Origin of the sequence: Kibdelosporangium aridum (genome assembly GCF_900176515.1) — a bacterium.
GTDB classification, from domain to species: Bacteria; Actinomycetota; Actinomycetes; order Mycobacteriales; family Pseudonocardiaceae; genus Kibdelosporangium; species Kibdelosporangium aridum.
Genome location: NZ_FWXV01000013.1, coordinates 176,037 through 194,318, shown reverse-complemented (window position 1 = coordinate 194,318; position 18,282 = coordinate 176,037). Strand labels below are relative to the sequence as shown.

Below are 18,282 nucleotides of genomic sequence, written 5' to 3'. Positions count from 1 at the left end.
AATCAGCTTGGCGGCGCGAACGGGTTGTCCTGCGACGGCGGTTCTGCGGCGGGTTGTGGATCCTGCGGCCGATATTGCTGCTGCTGAGTCTTCCGGGCTTCTTCGCGGGTGCGCCGCTCGGCCAGGATCGCCGCCAGGTACTCCGGGATCGGGACGTTGGGCGGCACCGGGCTGTCCAGGCGTGCACTGACCTCGGCGGCGAGCCGGTTGCCCAGGTTGTGTGCGGCTTCCGGGGCCAGTTCGTGCAGCCTGCCGAGGTACTGGCGGATGGCCAGCGCGAGGTCGTTGGGCAGGCCTGAGACGTTCTGCGTGGTCGCCCACCCGGCGAGCGGCGGCGGCATGTAGACCGGAGCCACGGCCTGTTCGGGAATGCGTTCCCGGATCACCAACGTGCCCGCGAGCATGTCCCCGACTCGCTGGCTGTTGCGGGACGACAGCGACACGATCACCGCGACCGCTCCGAACAGCCCCACACCCCAGAAGTCGACGAAGAACCCGGCGAGGCCACGGACAAGCGCGTGCCGGAACCGGATCGGCCCGCCGTCCATCCGCACCACACGCAGGCCCGCAGCGGCTTTGCCGATCGTCTTCCCCCGGGTCAGCGTCTCGGCCAGCACCGGGTAGCCGACCAGTACGAGGACCAGGCCGACGAGCGTGGTCGCGGACTGCAGCGCGCCGTCGAACCCGACCAGACCGGCCGCGCCGAGCACCAGGAACAGGATCAGCAGGGTGAAGAACTGGATCAGCACGTCGAGAGCGAACGCCAGACCGCGGCTGGCCAGCCTGGCCACCCGCATCTCCAGCAGCACTGCCTCGCCGCTGACTAGATCTGACATGCCCACCCCCTGGTCAATGCGGAATAGTACGGGGTGTGGACATCGATTTGTTCGTCGCGGCACACCGTGCGGAGTGGGACCGGCTGGCCGAGCTGGTCCGGCGCGGTGGATCCGTGCGCGGCGCCGAGGCCGACGAGATGGTCCGGCTGTACCAGCGCACCGCGACGCACCTGTCGATCGTGCGGACCGAGCTGCCCGATCCCGCGCTGATCGGCCGGTTGTCCACGCTCGTCGCGCGGGCCCGTTCGGCGATCACCGGCACGCACAGCCCAGCGTGGCGTGAGATCGGCTTGTTCTTCTCCCGGCGACTGCCTGCCGCCTTGTACCTGGGCTGGCGTTGGTGGGTGCCGACGGGTCTGCTGTTCATCGGGGTCACCGCGTTGATCGCGCTGTGGATCGCGGGCGACCCGCAAGTCCAAGCGAGCATTTACGCGCCGGACGAGATCAGGGAGATGACCAAGCCGGGCGGCGAGTTCGAGAACTACTACTCCAGCAAACCGGCCGCTTCCTTCGCCGCGGGTGTCTGGACCAACAACGCCTGGGTGGCCGCGGCGTGCCTGATGCTCGGTGTGCTGCTGGGCCTGCCGGTGATCTACATGCTGTGGATGAACGCGGTGAACGTCGGCATCGGCGGCGGCTTGATGATGTCCGTCGGGCGCGGTGACGTCTTCCTCGGCCTGATCACGCCGCATGGCCTGCTCGAACTGACCGCGGTGTTCGTGGCCGCCGGCATCGGGCTGAAGCTCGGCTGGACGGTCATCGACCCGCGCGGCCGGACCCGTCCGCAAGCGCTTGCGGAAGAGGGCAGGCCGGTGGTCGTCGTCGTACTCGGGTTGGCGTGTGTGCTGGGCATTTCCGGCGTCATCGAGGCGTTCGTGACCCCGTCGGGCCTGCCGACGTGGGCGCGGATCGGCATCGGCGTGGTCGCCGAGCTGGCGTTCCTGGCGTACGTGTTCATCATCGGCCGTCGCGCCGCTCACGCTGGCGAGACCGGCGACGTCGACGCGAAGTACGCGGGCGACAAGCTGCCGACAGCCGCCTAGAGCCTGCCAGCGGCTTTCAGCGCCAAGTACGCGTCCGCGAGGGCTGGAGCGAGCTCGTCCGGTGTGGCGTCGACGACTTCCACGCCACGACGCCGCAGCAAACCCGCGACATGTTCACGCTCTTGCATCGCGCGTGCTGCCGCGGCCGCGTCGAACACGGCTTCGGCGTCGCCACGAGCGCTGGCCATCTCGCTGATCCGTGGGTCCGCGACGGACGCGATCAGCACCATATGGCGTGACGTCAACGTGTGCAGGATTGGCAACAGCCCTTGTTCCAACGGATCTGGGTCCAACCCGGTCAGCAACACGACCAGCGAGCGTCGTCGGCTGCGGCGCAGCACCTCAGCGGCGATGCCGGACGCGTCCGACTCCACCAATGTCGGCTGCAACGGCGCCATGCTGTTGACCAAGGCGGGCAACAGGTCTGCGGCCGACGAGCCCTGCACGCTGGCCCGTACCTGCCGGTCGTAGGCGATGAAGTCGACGCGGTCACCGGCTCGTGCGGCCAGCGCGGCCAACAGCAACGCGGCGTCCATCGAGGCGTCGAGACGGGGAATGTCGCCGACGCGTCCGGCGGACGTGCGGCCGGTGTCCAGCACGACCATCAGGTGCCGGTCGCGTTCCGGCCGCCACGTCCGGATCATCACGTCCGCTGAGCGAGCCGTTGCGCGCCAGTCGATCGAGCGCACATCGTCACCGGCCACATAGGACCGCAGCGAGTCGAACTCGGTGCCTTGGCCGCGAGCCAGTGTCCGCAGCCTGCCGTCGAGGTCGCGCAACCGGTCCAGCCGGGACGGCAAGTGCTTGCGACTGGTGAACGGCGGCAACGCCCGCACAGTCCACGGAACGCTGTGCGATCCCTGCCGTGCCGCCAAACCCAGCGGCCCGAACGCCCGAACCGTGACCCGCTCTGCCATCCGGTCGCCGCGCCGAGTCGGCAGCAGCGCCGTGGTCACGGTCTGCTGGCCGCCGCCGGGAATGTCCAGCGCGTGCCGGTCCTGCGCGCCCGCGCTGGGCGGCCACGCGTCCCGCAGCACACCACGAACCCTGGCGTTGCCCGGGTTCACCACGGTCAACGTCACTTCGGCAGGCTCGCCGAGCCGCACTGCCCGGGTGCCGCCACGCGAGAACGTCAAGGCGCGGACCGATCCCGCCAGCGCGAGGTCGATCAGCATCGCGGCCACGATCAGCCCAGTGACCAGGAAAATCCCGGCCCACGAAGGAATCAGGAAACCAACGACAAGGGCGCTGAGCAGAGCGAGCAGCCCCGCGCGCCCGCTGATCGCCATCGGCGCTAGCGGGGCACCGGCACGGCAGCGAGCACGCCGTCCAGCACCCCATCGGTGGTCGCGCCTTCGAGCTCGGCCTCCGGCCGCAGTTCGAGACGGTGCCGCAAAGCGGGACGCGCCAACGCTTTCACGTCGTCCGGCGTCACGTACTCCCGGCCGGACAGCCACGCCCACGCGCGGGCAGCCGCGAGCAACGCCGTCGCACCACGCGGCGAGACACCGAGACGCACAGCGGGTGAGCTGCGAGTCGCCCGGCAGATGTCCACAATGTACGCGAGAACCTGCTCGTGCACGGTCAACGACCGGACCGCGGCCCGGCCTTCGTCGAGGTCGGCTTTGCTGGCCACCGGCTGGATCCCGGCGGCGGTCAGGTCCCGCGGGTCGAACCCGGCCGCGTGCCGGGTCAGGATGCCGACTTCGTCCTCACGGGACGGCGTCGGCATGGTCAGCTTCAACAGGAACCGGTCCAGCTGGGCTTCGGGCAGCGGGTACGTGCCCTCGTACTCGACCGGGTTCTGGGTCGCGATCACGATGAACGGGTCGGGCAACGGCCTTGGCGTACCGTCGATCGAGACCTGCCGCTCCTCCATCGCCTCCAGCAGCGCCGACTGGGTCTTCGGCGGGGTGCGGTTGATCTCGTCGGCGATCAGCAGGCTGGTGAACACCGGTCCTTCGCGGAACACGAAGTCGGCCTTGTGCGGGTCGTAGACGATCGACCCGGTCACGTCACCGGGCATCAGGTCCGGCGTGAACTGCACCCGCGCGTTCTTCAGGTCGAGCGCGGTCGCCAAAGCCCGCACCAGCAACGTCTTCGCCACACCCGGCACGCCTTCGAGCAGCACGTGACCGCGGCACAGCAACGCGATGATCAGGCCGGTGACCGCGGCGTCGTTGCCGACCACCGCCTTGCCGACCTCGGATCGCAGCGCGATCAGCGCCTCGCGTGAGTTTCCCATCAGCGTGAACCTACCTCATTCAGCAAGGCATCCAGATCGTCCGCGATCTGAACGAGCGCTTGTTCCGTCGTGGGTGGCGGTCCGAAAAGGACGGCGTGCACCTCCACCCCGGGCCGCCCGGTCCGGGCGGTGACACTTTCGGTGATCGCCGCGGGCGTCGCGTCGGAAGGCAGGCCCAGCAGCGGGATCAGCTTGCCGATCGTGGCGCGCCGCAACGCGTCCGCGGCGTGGTCGGTCGCTTTGGCCCGCCGGTAGAGCCTGGCCCGTCCTTCGGTGGTTTCCGCTGCCCGTACGACAACCGGCAGCGGCTCGGTGACGATCGGACCGAGGCGGCGAGCCCGCCATGCCATGAAAAGCAGGACTGCGACGGCCACTTGACCGAGCCCGAACCACCATCCGCCGGGCACCAGGCTGTACAAGCTTTCCAGCCCACTGCCTTCGGCGTCGCGGTCGCCGCCACCACCGCCGCCGGCCGCGGCATCGGCCAACGTGGGCATGTACCAGACGAGCTGCCGGTGCTGACCGAGAACCCGCAACCCCAGCGCGGCATTGCCTTCTTGGTCAAGGGTGTCGTTCACCACTGGCGCGGCGTCACCAAGCAGCGTGACGTCGCCGTCGCGCACTACGGCGCCGTCGTAGCAACGGGTTGGCCCGTCGTAGGTCACGCCTCCGATGTAGACGACACCAGCGGCGTCGAAGCCACAGCCCGGTTGCCGGTTCTGTGGCTCAACGAGGATTTCTCGCCGCGTGGACGGAGCCAACCCGACCAGAGCCCCATCCGTGGCTCCGATCGTGACCGTCGCCCCGGCTTGCTCGCGCAAAGTCTCCAACTGCTCCACCGTCAGCCAGTTCGGCTGGGTGATCAGCAAGGTGCTGTCCCCGGTGACCGCGTCGTAGGCGTCCGCGATCGAACCGACCTGACGGATCTGGACGCCTTGTTGTTCGAGCAGTCTGGCGATGGCGCGGCTGCCCTGCGGCGAGACCGAATCGGGGTCCAGCGCGCCATCCTCACCGCCGCCGCGCGCCAAGGCGATCACGATCGCGGCAGCCACGATGATCAGCCCGACAATGACCGGGCCACGGGCAGCGCGCCAGATCCGCTTGTAGTCAGGGGAAAGCGAGGTACTCATCGGCGGGCGCCGTCCAATGCGAGGTCGAGGTCGACCAGCCGCCGGTATTCGTCCACAGTGGTCTCACGGCCGCCGTACCAGACGTCGTCGAACAGCCTCGCCGCGGCGCGCAATGCGTTGGCGTAGTCCGGAAGTCTGGCGCCCGCGGCGTGCGCGACCTCGTCGACCGTCCGCCCGGAGCGTTCATCGAGAACACCACGCTCTTCCAGGCCACGCACGATCGCCCGGAAGCGTTCCCGCACGGCCTCGGCGAGATCCCCTTGCGCCTCAGCGGCTTCGGCCGCCCGCCGGTGGTCGGCCGCCGTCAGCTTGCGCCCGGTGAACACGGACGCGCTCGCGGTGCGGGCGAGTTTCCCGACCCGCAGCCGGATGATCACGATCACGGCGACGATGAGAGCGAGCAGGACGACCAAGCCGGCGATCCCGCCGGGGACCACGCTCGCGGCACCTTCCAGCAGCGCCATGAACCGGTCCACCAGCCAATTCAGGAACCGCACGAACAACGAGGGTTCTGCGTCTTGGTACGCGGGGTCGGACAGCTCCCGGACGGCCGCGTCGCGTGCTGCGTCGCGGCCGATGTCGACCGGGATGTCGGTGTTGTTCACCAGGCCGTCGGTGGTTGTTGCGGTGGGTATTGCTGCTGCTGCGGGTATTGCGGCGGCGTGACACCTGCCTGACGGGCCAGTTCGATGTCCATGCCCTCGCGGCGCATCCGGCGGTCGATGTAGATCAGCGTGGTCACGCCGGAGGTGAACGGCCGGGTGATGGTCTCCGCGATGATCCCGGCCAGTGCGGTGAGCAGCAGCATGAGGTCGTTGTTCGGCTCGAACCCGCCGCCGGTCGCGGCGTTCAGCCCGCCACCGGCCAGGATCAGCGGGATCTGCACGATCTGGGCGAGCAGGCTGGCCATGATCACGGCGAGCAGCAGGATGCCGCACGTGCGCCACCACGCGCCGGTGACCAGCAGCCGTGACCGGCCGAACGCCTTGCCGACCGTGGCACCTTCCAGGATCAGCGCCGTGCTGGCCAGGCTGAGCAGGACGTACAGCCAGATGCCCGGGATGACCAGGAGAACCGTGCCGACGATGACGATCAGGGTGTACAGCACGCTCAGGCCGAGCAGGGCGCCGAACCGCGGCTTGATGTGGTTCCACGCCTCGCCGACGGTGACCGGCTGGCCGAGCACCGCCTTGCCCATCACGACGGTCAGCACACCGTTGAGGAACGTGCCGACCAGCATCGTGATGACGATCGACGGAATCGTGAGGATCAGCGTGGCCTGCAGTTCCGCGATGGCACGGTCGCCTTCGTCGGCCGACAGCGGCAGCGTGGTGTAGAGCCAGTCGGTCTGGTAGATCATGAAGAACATGACGCCGACCAACAGCAGGTTGGAGATCGTCGACACCAGCGCCGACACCCCGAGCATCTGCTTGGGGTAGCTGCGGATGGCGGCGATCGCACCGTCGAGGATCTCGCCCAACCCCAACGGCCGCAACGGGATGACCCCAGGCTTGGCCGCGGGCGGCGGGCCCCACTGCTGCGGAGGCGGCGGCATCGGGTACGGCGGCTGCTGCCCGGCGGGGGGATCCTGTGGTCTGCGGGACTGGTCGTCGGGTGACGACCATCCACCTGATTCAGTCACTGAAACCCCCTGCTCCTGCCCTTTGTGTCGGGTTCACTCTAGGGGCACTCGCCACACGGTATACACGCGCGGGTATCAGAGACGTGAGCCACCGGTCGCGTCGAGGTCCTGGCCACGGCCCTGGCGAGCGTCCGAAGAGGCCACGAACGCGACGACGTCGGCGATGTCCGCCGGTCCGCCTTTGGGGCTCCCCGGATGGGGTTTGTGGGGAGGGCGGGGCTCGGTTACCGGAGGCGTCGGTGGCGGTGTTCATGCGGGTCTGGCCAGCATGAACGGTCAGCGCCGACCCAAAACTGTCGTACCCCTGCGATAGCGTTGAATCAAGGGCTCCCCTGGATGGCGGGTTTTGTCGGGAGGGGCGGACCTCATGGGTGGGGTTGCAGGAGGGCGCGGCCTCGTGGGTGAGTTGCGGGAGGGGCGGCGCTCGTGGGGGTTACGCGAGGGGTGGGCCTTGTGGGTGGGTTGCGGGAGGGATGGGCCCGTGGGTGAGTTGCGGGAGGGCCGGGCCCGCGGGTGGGTTGTCGGAAGCGGTCGGTGGCGGCGATCAAGGCCTCGACCATGCCGGGTGAATGAGCGTCATGGCCCGCATCCGTGATCACCAGCTCGCTGCCCGGCCAAGCTTGCTGCAACTGCCAAGGCCCGCCCAGCAGGTTGGTCATGTCCAGTGCGCCCTGGACCAGAACGCCTGGGATGCCGGCGAGTTTCGAGGCGTTGTCCAGCACGTAGCCGTCCTCGACGAACGAGTCGTGGCTCCAGTAGTGCGTGACCTGCCTGGCGAAGCAGATCCGGAACTCCGGGCTCTCGTATCTCAGGCTCGGCGCTGATGTCGGGATGATCGCGTCCTCCCAGTCGCACCAGTTCCTCGCCGCTTTGTCCCGTACCTCGAATTCCGGGTGGGACAGCAGCTTCAGGTACTCCGCCGCCACGTTGTTGCCGTCCGCCTTGACCCCGGCACGGAACTTCGCGTACGCCTCGGGGAACACCCTGCCGAGACCGTTGATCAACAGGTCGACTTCGGCGACGCGGCCGGTGGCCACGCCGAGCAGGACCATTTCGGACACTCGTGACGGGTGCCGCAGGGCGTACACCAACCCCAGCATCGATCCCCACGACGCACCGAAGACCAACCAGCGGTCGATGCCCAGTTTGGTACGCAGCAGTTCGATGTCGGCCACTTGACGGTCGGTCGTGTTCGCCGACAGATCCGTCGCCGGGTCACTGGCGTGCGGCGTGCTCCGGCCGCAGTTCCTCTGGTCGAACAACACGATCCGGTAGGCCGTCGGGTCGAAGAACCGCCGCATCCCCGGCGTGCACCCCGACCCGGGCCCGCCGTGCAGGACCACGGCGGGCTTTCCGGACGGATTTCCACACTGTTCCCAGTAGATCTGGTTGCCGTCGCCGACATCCAGCATTCCGTGCTCGTACGGTTCGATCTCCGGGTATCTCTCCGCCATCCACCCAACTTATCGGCTGAGCGTGCGGCGGGCGGCCCACGCGAGCAACCCCAGTTCCAGCACGGAGAACAGCACCACCGCGGCCTGGCTTGGCAGCCAGACCAGCGCGATTCCGATGGCCAGCACGGGAAGCACCAGTCCCGCGTATGCCCCAAGGAACAGTGCGGCGAGCACCTCACCTCGGACCGAAGGTTCGGCCAACGCGGCCCCCGACGCGACCGATGAGCGGAACGTCATCCCGACGCCTGTCCCTCCGATCACGGCTCCCACGAAGAACAACCAGATCGCGTCGGTCAGCACAGCTGTCGGCACGAGGATCAGGCCGATGGCCATCAACACGAAGCCGCGCTTGAGCTGGAGCCGGGTTTCCATCCGGATGAACACCACCTGCGCTGCCGCCGCGGAACCCAGCAGCGCGAACGTGGCCAGCCCGCCGAGCAGTTTCGACGGCTGGTGGAACACCAGCGTCAGCAGTGTCGGCGCGAGCGCCGTGAACAGCGCCATCATCGCGAACGACGCGAACGCTCCGGTTGTGGCACCGAAGAACTTGGTCAGCGAGTCGCGTGGCAGCGTCACCCGCTGCGGCCGGTATGCCGGGCGTTCTTCTTTGCGCTCAACGGTTTCGGGCACCAGGCTGATCGACAGCGCGCTCAGCAGCAACAGGCCGAGGAAGATCAGGTACGGCGTGGTCAGCGGTGAGTCGACGAACTGCAGCAGGACTCCGCTGACCACCGGGCCGATCGCCAGCCCGCCCGTGTTGACCACAGTGGACACCAAGGTGGAGTCGGCTGTGCCCGGACGTGCGACGAGCCGCAGTTCCGACAGGTGCGCGGTGGCCGCGGCGACGATCACGCCGACTCCCGCGCCACCGATCAGCCGGGCGATGATCAGGCCTGGAACGTCCGGCCAGGCCACGAAGATGAACGCGGACAAGGCCTCCACGAGCGTCGCGCCCAGGATCATCCGGCGGCGGCCGAACCAGTCGCTGAGGTGGGCGACCAGGTACAGGCTGGTCACCACGCCAACCGCGTACGCTGCGAAGATGACCGTGATCACCCAGGTTGGGAAGCCGTCACGCTGCTGGTAGATGCCGTACAGCGGGGTCGGCACGGTCGAGTAAGCCAGCGCGAGCGTGAACGCGGCGGCGATCACCCAGTACCCGCTGCCGTGGCTGACGCGCCACGTGCGAGCGGATGGACGGACGGCGGTCAAAGTCATGCTTCCACCGTGCGCGCGCCGACTCATCAAGTCCAACGAAAGATCTTGGTCAGATCCATCGTCATCATCGATAATTAGGTCATGGAGACCCGGCAGCTCGAAGTCTTCGTCGCCGTGGCCGAGGAGTTGAGCTTCACGCGGGCCGCGAAACGGCTCTACGCGGTCCAGTCGACGGTGTCCGCGGCCATCAAGGCACTGGAGGCCGAGCTCGGGACGACGTTGTTCGACCGGTCGACCAGGCGGGTCACGTTGTCCGAGGCTGGCAGCGCGTTCTTGCCGGAGGCGAAGACCGCGCTCGAGGCTGTCGACCGGGCGATCGCCACGGCTCAGGAGGCGTCGGCCGGGCTGCGCGGCAGCATCCGGATCGGCACGATGACCAACCTCTCGGTGATCGACCTTCCCGGCGTGCTCGGCGCGTTCCATCAGCGCTATCCGCTCGTCGACATCCACGTCACGGTCTCGACGACCGGCTCGAGCGGGATGGCCGACGACGTCCGCTCGGGCAGGTTGGACCTCGCGCTGCTCGGCCTGCCCGAGTCCGACCTGGTCGGCTTGCACCCGCGGCCGCTGGCGAGCTGGCCGTACGTGGTGTTGCTGCCGTCGAGTCACCCGCTGGCGGATCGCGAGACGGTCTCACTGCGCGACCTGGCACAGGACTCTTTCGTGGACACGTCGGCGGGGTTCGGCAACCGGGTCGTGATCGACCGCGCCTACGTCGCGCTGGGAACGCCGCGGCGAGTCGGGGCCGAGGTCGCCGACCTGAGCGCCGTCCCGGCGTACGTCCAGGCCGGGCTCGGTGTGGCGGTCGTCCCGGACCTGGGGTTCGACGTCGGACCGGGCGCCGTGCGCGTGCGGCTGGCGGACGGGATGACATGGCCGATGACGATCGTGACGCTGGCAGGCAAGCCGCCAAGCAGGGCCTTGCGGACGTTGCTCGACCTGATCGACCGGCTGATATCGTTTGCAGACAAGTAGCCGTTGTTGACCGATCCCATGACGCTAGGTAACGTGCAATCGTTAGCACTGAAGACGGGAATGGGCATGGCAGAGACGTTCCAGCTGACGGTGAACGGGACCGAAGTCGAGGTGACCTGCGACCGGGACACGCCGTTGCTCTACGTCCTGCGCAACCACCTCGACCTGAAGGGCACCCGGTTCGGGTGCGGCCTCGGTCTGTGCGGCGCGTGCAACGTGATCATCGACGGCCGCGCGGTGTACTCGTGTGACACTCCACTGTGGTCAGTCGCGGGCAAGGAGATCCGCACTGTCGAAGGCCTGGCGGACAACCCGGTGCAACGGATGTTCGTCGAAGAGCAGGCAGCGCAATGCGGGTACTGCGTATCCGGGATCGTGATGAGCGCGACCGCGTTGCTGGAGCACAACCCATCCCCTGACGAGCACGAAGTACGCACCGCGCTGGACAACAACCTGTGCCGTTGCGGAGCACACAACCGAATGGTCCGTGCGGTGCTCCGAGCCAGCGAGGCGTCGTCGTGATCCCGCCCGCGCTCGCCGCTGCGCCACGGCTTTCCGCGTGGATCACCGTGAACGCGTCCGGCACGGTGTCCGTGCGATCCGGGAAAGTCGAACTGGGCCAAGGAATTCTCACCGCGCTCAGCCAGATCGTGGCCGAGGAACTGGACGTGGAGCTCGCGCGGATCACGATGGTCCCGATGACCGCGCCCGTCACTCCCGAGGACACGCTCACCGCGGGCAGCCGTTCCCTGGAAGAGTCAGGAGTCGCACTGCGGCAGGCGGCCGCCGAGGTCCGGGCGCTGTTCGTGGCCGCATCCGGACTCGGCCCGGACGCCACAGTGCACGACGGCGTGATCAGCTCCGGCGCCGGCACAACGAGCTATTGGGACCTCGCCGAGTCCGTCAGCCTGGACATCGACGCGACCGGTGAACCTACGCCAAAACTTGTTGCGCAGCACAGCATCGTGGGATCGAGCGCGCCACGGCTTGACCTGCCGGACAAGGTCTACGGCCGCCCTCGATTCATCCACGACATGTCCCTGCCGGGCATGCTGTACGGACGCGTCGTGCGTCCGCCCTCTCCCGGCGCGACCCTGCGCTCACTCGACACGTCAGCGGCAAAGGAACTCGCGGGCGTCGTTGAGGTTGTCCGTGACGGCAGTTTCCTAGGCGTGGTCGCGACGCATGAGGAAACCGCCATCTCCGGGGCCGAACTGCTGCGCAAACACGCCGTCTGGGACGAGAGCGCGTCACTGCCCTCAGTTGACGATTTGCTGTCGTCGCAGGACTTCGAGACACAGACCGTCGACGCACAGTCCCCTGAGTTCGTCACCACCGTGTCCGCCCGATACACCCGTCCGTATCTGGCGCACGCGTCCATCGGACCCGCGTGCTGTATCGCGCAATGGAACGACACGCTCCTCGAAGTCTGGAGCCACACGCAAGGCGCGTACAACCTCCGCAAAGCCATCACACTGGCGTTGCCGCTGAGCCTGGACCAGATCACCGTGCACCACGTGGAAGGCGCCGGATGCTACGGCCACAACGGTGCCGACGACGCAGCGTTCGACGCGGTGTTGCTGGCGCGCGCGGTTCCGGGGCACCCTGTCCAGGTCGTCTGGTCGCGCGCCGACGAGCTGTCATGGGCACCCTTCGGCCCCGCGATGGCCGTCCAGATGTCCGCCCGCGTCGAGGACGGCGTGATCACCGGTTGGCGCCACGAGACTTTCGGCAACGGTCACGCGTCCCGCCCAGGCACGTCTCCTGTGGCTCCCGGGCTCCTTTCGGCGGCGTATATGGCTGGCGGGAAGCCCTTGGTCGCGTCCAACGACCCACCGACGGCCCGCGGCGGCGGAGCGCAGCGCAACGCGATCCCGCTGTACACGTTCCCGCAGCGGGAAATCATCAAGAACCGCTTGCTCCACATGCCGCTACGCACATCGGCTATGCGCTCGCTCGGGGCGTACCTGAACGTCTTCGCCATCGAGTCCTTTATGGACGAGCTGGCCGGTGAGGTGGATCCGGTGGAGTTCCGGCTGCGGTACCTGGCGGACGATCGCGCTCGTGCGGTGATCCTGGCCGCGGCCGACCAGGCAGGCTGGTGGGACCGTTCGCCGAAGCCCGATTCCGGCTACGGTTTCGGCTTCGCCCGGTACAGCAACCACGGCGCGTATTGCGCGGTTGTCGCCGAGGTCCGCGCCGAGAACGAACTCAAGGTGACACGCTTGACGCTCGCCGTGGACGCCGGCCTGATCGTCAACCCCGACGGCCTGCGCAACCAGATCGAAGGCGGCGCGATCCAGAGCACGAGCTGGACATTGAAGGAACAGGTGCGTTTCGACCGGACGCACGTCACGAGTTCGGACTGGGAGAGTTATCCGATCCTGCGGTTCTCCGAAGTGCCCGCGGTGGACGTGGTTCTGCTCAACCGCCCCGACTTGCCCAGTTGCGGCGCGGGCGAGGCCGCGCAGGGCCCCACCGCCGCCGCCATCGGCAACGCTTTGCACGACGCACTCGGCGTCCGCGTCCGCAACCTCCCACTCAGCGCCGAGAACATCGTCGCCGCCATGCCGGACTAACGCAGTGGCGCGACGGAACTCCGGCGAATCACTTCCCTGGCAAGCTCATGCGCCTTGCGCCGAGCCCGCTCTCAGCCAGCGCCGAGGACGCCGCCATGCCGAATTAGTCCAGTGAGGACAACAGTGTTCCCAAGGTGCGCGGCCCCTGGCACCGCTCCCAGTCACGCCCATTCCCCTCCCCGCCCACAAGGGGGACCCCTGATTCAAGGCTATGACAGGGAACTCGGGGGCGGAAGTTCGGCGGGGCTTGGGTTGTGGACAAGTGCCGGGTGTGGACAACTCGGGTGTCATGCTCTTGATGGCCGGGGAAGTGTCGGCCCTCGCCGCTAGGCTGGCGTCGGGGGCCGGAGGCCGTCCCGTCACCGAAGTGGCGCGACCGAACCCCGACGAATCAACTCCACCGGCAAATCACGCGCCTCACGCCGACCCCACCCGCCCAGCACCCAAAACCCGCCACCCCGAACTAACGCAACGGCGCAACTGAACCCCGGCGAATCAACTCCACCGGCAAGATCACGCGCTTGGGCGGAGTCGTCGGGTTGGCGATGCGTTCCAGCAACAGCCTCGCGGCCTCCAGGCCCATGTCGTAGTGCGGGATCCGGACGGTCGTCAACCCTGGCCGTTGCTTGTCCGCGAACGGCATGTCGTTGAAGCCGACCACGGACACGTCATCCGGGCACGACAGACCGCGTTCGTCCAAAGCGGAGTAACACCCCAAGGCGATCAGGTCGTTGCCCGCGATGATCGCTGTGACGTCGCGCTGGAGGTCCACCGCCGCGCGGTATCCGGCTTCCTCGGTGAACGCCGTGGAGAACGTCACCCGGCCCGGGTCGACCTCCAAACCGTGTGCTGCCATGGCATCGACGAACGCCCGGTAGCGCTCCCAGCCTGTGGACAACTCCTGTGGGCCGGCGACGTGGCCGATGCGGGTGTGGCCAAGGGAAGCGAGCAACTGCACGGCGGAGTAGACGCCTGCGTTGTTGTCGTTGGTCACCGAGGGGATGTCGCCTGCGTCCGTGCGGCGGTTGACCAGCACGGTGGGTACTTGGTCGGCGGGTGAGGGGTCGTTGCGGCGGCCGGTGGCGAGGATGAAGCCGTCGGTCTGCCTGCCGCGCATTGCCAGCAGGAGCTCACGTTCGCGTTCGTCGTCGCCGTCCGTATTGCCCATCAGGGCCATGTAGCCCGCTTCGCGCAGACCGTCCTCAATTCCTCGGACGATCGGAGGAAAGACCGGGTTGCGGAGGTCGGGGATGATCACCCCGGCCACCGACGACGTCTTCGTGCGCAGCATCCGCGCGGCTGAGTTGGGCGCGTAGCCCAGGGTTTTCGCCGCGTCCATCACCCGGTTGGCGGTCCGCGTGCTGACCTTGCCCCTGGTCTGGGGGTTCAAGGCGCGACTGGCTGTTGCCGCGTGCACCTTGGCCAGGTTGGCGACATCCTTGATCGTCGGTGGCTTTTCCACGGCGGCCACCCTAGCGGTAACGACCCCGTCACCTATTGCGATCACTCAAAGAATCACCAATTGACGGCTATGTACTTCGACTCCGTGTACTCCAACAGGCCCTCGTGGCCACCCTCCCGGCCGATTCCGCTTTGCTTCACGCCCCCGAATGGCGCAGCGGGCTCGGACACCAGGCCACGGTTGAGCCCGACCATGCCGGACTCCAGCGCTTCGGACACCCGCAGCCCACGGGCGAGATCGTCCGTGTACACATAGGACACCAGGCCGTGTTCGGTGGCGTTGGCCAGCCTGACCGCTTCTTCCTCGCCCGCGAACGTCACGATCGGCGCGACCGGCCCGAAGATCTCCTCGGCCAGCACGGGCGCCGACGACGGCACGTCGGCGAGCACGGTCGCCGGGTAGTAGAACCCAGGCCCGTCCGGGCGAGAGCCGCCCACCAAGGCCCGAGCGCCCAACGAGACCGTCTCGGACACCAGGGAGTCCACTTTGTCCACTGCTTCGGCGTTGACGAGCGGCCCGAGCTGAACGCCTTCAGACGCGCCCGGTCCCATCGTCAAGCCGCCCATGGCTGACGCCAGCCGCGTGGCGAACGCGGGCGCGATGCCTTCCTGCACATAGAAGCGGTTGGCCGCGGTGCACGCCTGTCCGCCGTTGCGCATCTTGGCGATCATCGCGCCTTCGATGGCCGCGTCCAGGTCGGCGTCGTCGAACACCAGGAACGGCGCGTTTCCGCCGAGTTCCATCGAACAGGACAGCACGCTCTCGGCCGCGACCGCGAGCAGCCGTCGTCCCACTTCGGTCGAGCCGGTGAAGGACAGCTTGCGCACCCGGGGGTCCGCCAGCATCGCCGAGACGACCGGCCCGGATCGGCGTGACGGCACGATGTTGACCAACCCCGGTGGCGCACCGGCTTCCTCAAGCAGGGCACCGATTGCCAACGCTGTCAGCGGCGTCTCGCTGGCAGGTTTGAGGATCACCGAACATCCCGCGGCCAGTGCGGGCCCGATCTTCCGGGTCGCCATCGCGGCAGGGAAGTTCCACGGGGTCACCAGCACACTCACGCCGATGGGCTGACGCAGCACCATAATCTGGTTCTGCCCGCCCGGCGCGGTCTGCACAGTGCCCGCAACGCGCACCGCTTCCTCGGCATACCAGCGGAAGAACTCGGCCGCGTACTTCACTTCGCCCAGCGCGTCCGGCAAGGCTTTGCCGTTTTCCAGCACGATCAGCCGTGCCAACCAGTCCGCGCGTTCCTGCATCAGGTTGAACACCGCCATCAACAGGTCGGCACGCGCGCGCGGCGCGGTCGCTGCCCACGAAGGCAGCGCGGACGCCGCCGCGTCGACCGCGGACAGGCCGTCCTCGACGGTTCCGCTCGCGACGGACGCGATCTCCTGGCCGGTCGCCGGGTCGAGCACCGGGATCCGTGCGCCATCGGAGGCGGGCAGCCACTTCCCGCCGATCAGCAACTCGGTCTTCATCACAGACACCTTCAGTACGGGTTGGCCACGAACAGGTCCTGGGCCGGGAACTTCGTCAGCACCTCGGCGCCGCGGTCGGTCACCACGACCTCTTCCTCGATCCGGGCGGCGGAGAACCCGTCGGACGCCGGGCAGTAGGTCTCCAGCGCGAAGACCATGCCCGCCTGGATCTCGACGGGATGCTCAAGGCTGTTGAGCCGGGAGATGATCGGCCGCTCGTGCAGGCCGAGCCCGAGGCCGTGGCCGAACTGCAGGCCGAACGCGGCCATCTCGTCGGCGAACCCGAAGTCGGTCGCCGCCGGCCACGACAACGCGATCTCGTCGGTCCCGACACCGGGCTTGACCAGCTGGATGGCCACGTCCATCCACTCACGGGCCCTGCGGTAGGCGTCGCGCTGCGAATCGGTCGCGCTGCCGACGCTGAAGGTCCGGTAGTAGCACGTCCGATAGCCGTTGTACGACTGGATGATGTCGAAGAACGCCTGATCCCCTGGCCGGATCAACCGGTCGGAGAAGTTGTGCGGGTGCGGGTTGCACCGCTCCCCCGACACCGCGTTGATCGCCTCGACCTGGTCGGAACCCATTTCGTAGAGCCGTTTGTTGGCCAGTGCGACGATCTCGTTCTCGCGCACGCCGGGCTTCAGCGCCTCGACGATGTCCTGGTACACGCCGTCGACCATGGCGGCGGCCTGCGACAGCAGCGTGATCTCGTCGACCGACTTGATCTGCCGCGCGTCCAGCATCAGCTGCTGCGCGTCGAGGACGGTCAAGCCTTGGCGCTGCATCTCGAACAGGAACGGCGGTTCGACGATGTCCACGCCCACTGGCGCGTCCGCGACGCCTGCCTGGGTGAGGATGTCCTTGATCTCGGTGATGGCCGAGGCCATCAGCCCGGCGCTGGGGGCGATCGCGCCGCGCAGCCCGAGCATTCCGGCGCGGCAGTTGTCCGGCTCCAGCCACGGCGAGTACAGCTTGTGGTGGCGCGCGGCCGAGCCGAAGTCCCACAGGATCGGCTCGCGGTCGCGGGTGAGCAGCGCGTAGCGGGTCATCTTGTCGCCGAGCGCGCCGCCGATCCACGTCTGTGTGGTGTAGCGGATGTTGTAGAAGTCGAACAGCAGGAACGCCCCGCACTCACTGGATTCGAGCGCGGCCTTGGCCCTTTCGATGCGGTACGCGCGCAACCTGTCGAAGTCGACGCGCTGCTCGTAGTCGACGGCGCCGTGCCCGGGAGCCGGGATGGGCCGGTTATCGGCCATCTTTCGTCTCCAGACCGTCGGTCACGTCGGCCTCCTCCGGCTCCAGCACCCACCCGGCCCGGCGCGCTTGTTCCTGGATCAGGACAGCGAAGTCCTCGTCGCGATGCCCGGCGCCGATGGCCGCGGACACGATCTGCGCGGCGGCCGACGCGACCGGCATCGGCGCCTCGAGTGCCCGTGCGGCCTGCAGGCCGAGGTCGAAGTCCTTGCGCAGCAACGGCATGGTGAACGTCGGGGTGAAGTCGAGGTTCACCAGCGCGGGCGTCTTGTACTGGCTGAACGCCGAGCCCATCACCGACTGGTTGAGGAACTCGAGGAACGCCGCGCGGCTCACGCCGCCTTTCTCGGCCAGCACGGTGATCTCGGCCATCGACTGGATCACCACGCCGAGGAACACGTTGTGGCAGATCTTGACCAGCCGGGCGACCTCGTCCTCACCGACGTACGTCACCGCGCGGCCCAGGGCCGTGAGCACCGGCTCGACCTGGTCGAACACCGGGCGCGGGCCGGACACCGCCAAGGTCACGCGGCCCGCGTCGACCACCTTGGGGTTGCCGCTGACCGGCGCCGCGAGGAACTCGGTGCCGCGCTTGAGCGCCACGACACGCACGCTCGCTGAGGCTTCCTCGGAGACGGTGGACGAGTCGATCAGCACCTTGGGCGCCATGTCCGGGTTGGTCAGCACGCCGTCCTTGCCGGCGGTCACGTCCTCCAGGTCGGCCGAGGCGGCCACCATGGTGAACACGACATCCCGGTCGGCGAGGTCGATCGGCCGGTCGGCGATGGACGCGCCGTGCTCGGCGAGTGCTTCCGCCTTGGCCCGCGTCCGGTTGTAGACCGTCACGTCGTAGCCGGCCAGCAGCAAGCGTTTGGCCAGGGCCGCACCCATCCGGCCACAGCCGATCCAGCCGATCCGGGGACGGTCCGCTGAAATGGCCGCCATCGTTACCTCGCTCCCGTG

At 68.1% G+C, this 18,282-nt stretch carries 16 protein-coding genes; 4 read left to right on the top strand and 12 right to left on the bottom strand.

Features of this window, described 5'->3' with window-relative positions:
- Positions 1-2 precede the first annotated feature (2 nt).
- The gene (locus B9C43_RS47960) at positions 3-836 is read right to left on the bottom strand and encodes an RDD family protein (protein WP_084434070.1); all 834 of its coding nucleotides are present in this window, start codon (positions 834-836) and stop codon (positions 3-5) included.
- 35 nt (positions 837-871) lie between these two features.
- On the opposite strand from B9C43_RS47960, the gene B9C43_RS47955 reads away from it, so the two are divergent.
- Complete coding sequence (locus B9C43_RS47955; protein ID WP_033382560.1) at positions 872-1,879, top strand: stage II sporulation protein M; 1,008 nt, start codon at positions 872-874, stop codon at positions 1,877-1,879.
- On the opposite strand, the gene B9C43_RS47950 is transcribed toward B9C43_RS47955, so the two are convergent.
- From B9C43_RS47950 to B9C43_RS47920, 7 genes are all read right to left on the bottom strand, one after another.
- Complete coding sequence (locus B9C43_RS47950; protein ID WP_084433977.1) at positions 1,876-3,168, bottom strand: DUF58 domain-containing protein; 1,293 nt, start codon at positions 3,166-3,168, stop codon at positions 1,876-1,878. The genes B9C43_RS47955 and B9C43_RS47950 overlap by 4 nt on opposite strands.
- Before the next feature lie 5 nt (positions 3,169-3,173).
- On the bottom strand, positions 3,174-4,124 hold the full coding sequence (locus B9C43_RS47945; RefSeq protein ID WP_084433976.1) for an AAA family ATPase: 951 nt from the start codon (positions 4,122-4,124) through the stop codon (positions 3,174-3,176).
- The gene (locus B9C43_RS47940; protein ID WP_084433975.1) at positions 4,124-5,254 is read right to left on the bottom strand and encodes a DUF4350 domain-containing protein; all 1,131 of its coding nucleotides are present in this window, start codon (positions 5,252-5,254) and stop codon (positions 4,124-4,126) included. The genes B9C43_RS47945 and B9C43_RS47940 overlap by 1 nt, the downstream gene beginning before the upstream one ends.
- Positions 5,251-5,859 (bottom strand): DUF4129 domain-containing protein, encoded by a 609-nt coding sequence (locus B9C43_RS47935; RefSeq protein WP_235039269.1) that lies wholly within the window; start codon positions 5,857-5,859, stop codon positions 5,251-5,253. Before B9C43_RS47935 ends, B9C43_RS47940 begins: the two co-directional genes overlap by 4 nt.
- The gene (locus B9C43_RS47930; RefSeq protein ID WP_200826037.1) at positions 5,856-6,896 is read right to left on the bottom strand and encodes a DUF7847 domain-containing protein; all 1,041 of its coding nucleotides are present in this window, start codon (positions 6,894-6,896) and stop codon (positions 5,856-5,858) included. The genes B9C43_RS47935 and B9C43_RS47930 overlap by 4 nt, the downstream gene beginning before the upstream one ends.
- A gap of 365 nt (positions 6,897-7,261) precedes the next feature.
- The gene (gene pip, locus B9C43_RS47925) at positions 7,262-8,350 is read right to left on the bottom strand and encodes a prolyl aminopeptidase (RefSeq protein ID WP_084433974.1); all 1,089 of its coding nucleotides are present in this window, start codon (positions 8,348-8,350) and stop codon (positions 7,262-7,264) included.
- A 9-nt stretch (positions 8,351-8,359) separates the two neighbouring features.
- Complete coding sequence (locus B9C43_RS47920) at positions 8,360-9,568, bottom strand: MFS transporter (RefSeq protein WP_084433973.1); 1,209 nt, start codon at positions 9,566-9,568, stop codon at positions 8,360-8,362.
- 81 nt (positions 9,569-9,649) lie between these two features.
- On the opposite strand from B9C43_RS47920, the gene B9C43_RS47915 reads away from it, so the two are divergent.
- From B9C43_RS47915 to B9C43_RS47905, 3 genes are read left to right on the top strand one after another with little or no spacing between them, the layout of a single operon-like run.
- Positions 9,650-10,543, top strand: coding sequence for a LysR family transcriptional regulator (locus B9C43_RS47915; protein WP_084433972.1), 894 nt, complete (start codon positions 9,650-9,652; stop codon positions 10,541-10,543).
- A gap of 33 nt (positions 10,544-10,576) precedes the next feature.
- Positions 10,577-11,065 (top strand): (2Fe-2S)-binding protein, encoded by a 489-nt coding sequence (locus B9C43_RS47910; RefSeq protein WP_200826036.1) that lies wholly within the window; start codon positions 10,577-10,579, stop codon positions 11,063-11,065.
- Entirely contained in the window at positions 11,062-13,122 is a 2,061-nt protein-coding gene (locus B9C43_RS47905; RefSeq protein WP_143447112.1) for a xanthine dehydrogenase family protein molybdopterin-binding subunit, read from the top strand. Before B9C43_RS47910 ends, B9C43_RS47905 begins: the two co-directional genes overlap by 4 nt.
- Before the next feature lie 463 nt (positions 13,123-13,585).
- Here the strand turns inward: B9C43_RS47905 and B9C43_RS47900 are convergent, their stop codons facing one another.
- The 4 genes from B9C43_RS47900 to B9C43_RS47885 are packed head-to-tail and all read right to left on the bottom strand — an operon-like array spanning position 13,586 to position 18,264.
- Positions 13,586-14,584 (bottom strand): LacI family DNA-binding transcriptional regulator, encoded by a 999-nt coding sequence (locus tag B9C43_RS47900; RefSeq protein WP_084434066.1) that lies wholly within the window; start codon positions 14,582-14,584, stop codon positions 13,586-13,588.
- 53 nt (positions 14,585-14,637) lie between these two features.
- Positions 14,638-16,065 (bottom strand): NAD-dependent succinate-semialdehyde dehydrogenase, encoded by a 1,428-nt coding sequence (locus B9C43_RS47895; RefSeq protein WP_084433971.1) that lies wholly within the window; start codon positions 16,063-16,065, stop codon positions 14,638-14,640.
- A gap of 11 nt (positions 16,066-16,076) precedes the next feature.
- The gene (locus tag B9C43_RS47890; RefSeq protein ID WP_084433970.1) at positions 16,077-17,321 is read right to left on the bottom strand and encodes a M24 family metallopeptidase; all 1,245 of its coding nucleotides are present in this window, start codon (positions 17,319-17,321) and stop codon (positions 16,077-16,079) included.
- A complete protein-coding gene (locus B9C43_RS47885) occupies positions 17,311-18,264 on the bottom strand; it encodes an NAD(P)-dependent oxidoreductase (protein WP_084433969.1) in 954 nt (317 codons plus the stop codon). The genes B9C43_RS47890 and B9C43_RS47885 overlap by 11 nt, the downstream gene beginning before the upstream one ends.
- Positions 18,265-18,282 lie beyond the last annotated feature (18 nt).

Excerpts from the sequence above, each read along its gene's own strand:
- B9C43_RS47960 (WP_084434070.1), bottom strand. The coding sequence starts at position 836 with ATGTCAGATCTAGTCAGCGGCGAGGCAGTGCTGCTGGAGATGCGGGTG.
- B9C43_RS47950 (WP_084433977.1), bottom strand. The coding sequence starts at position 3,168 with ATGGCGATCAGCGGGCGCGCGGGGCTGCTCGCTCTGCTCAGCGCCCTT.
- B9C43_RS47945 (WP_084433976.1), bottom strand. The coding sequence starts at position 4,124 with ATGGGAAACTCACGCGAGGCGCTGATCGCGCTGCGATCCGAGGTCGGC.
- B9C43_RS47940 (WP_084433975.1), bottom strand. The coding sequence starts at position 5,254 with ATGAGTACCTCGCTTTCCCCTGACTACAAGCGGATCTGGCGCGCTGCC.
- pip (WP_084433974.1), bottom strand. The coding sequence starts at position 8,350 with ATGGCGGAGAGATACCCGGAGATCGAACCGTACGAGCACGGAATGCTG.
- B9C43_RS47920 (WP_084433973.1), bottom strand. The coding sequence starts at position 9,568 with ATGACTTTGACCGCCGTCCGTCCATCCGCTCGCACGTGGCGCGTCAGC.
- B9C43_RS47915 (WP_084433972.1), top strand. The coding sequence starts at position 9,650 with ATGGAGACCCGGCAGCTCGAAGTCTTCGTCGCCGTGGCCGAGGAGTTG.
- B9C43_RS47895 (WP_084433971.1), bottom strand. The coding sequence starts at position 16,065 with ATGAAGACCGAGTTGCTGATCGGCGGGAAGTGGCTGCCCGCCTCCGAT.
- B9C43_RS47890 (WP_084433970.1), bottom strand. The coding sequence starts at position 17,321 with ATGGCCGATAACCGGCCCATCCCGGCTCCCGGGCACGGCGCCGTCGAC.
- B9C43_RS47885 (WP_084433969.1), bottom strand. The coding sequence starts at position 18,264 with ATGGCGGCCATTTCAGCGGACCGTCCCCGGATCGGCTGGATCGGCTGT.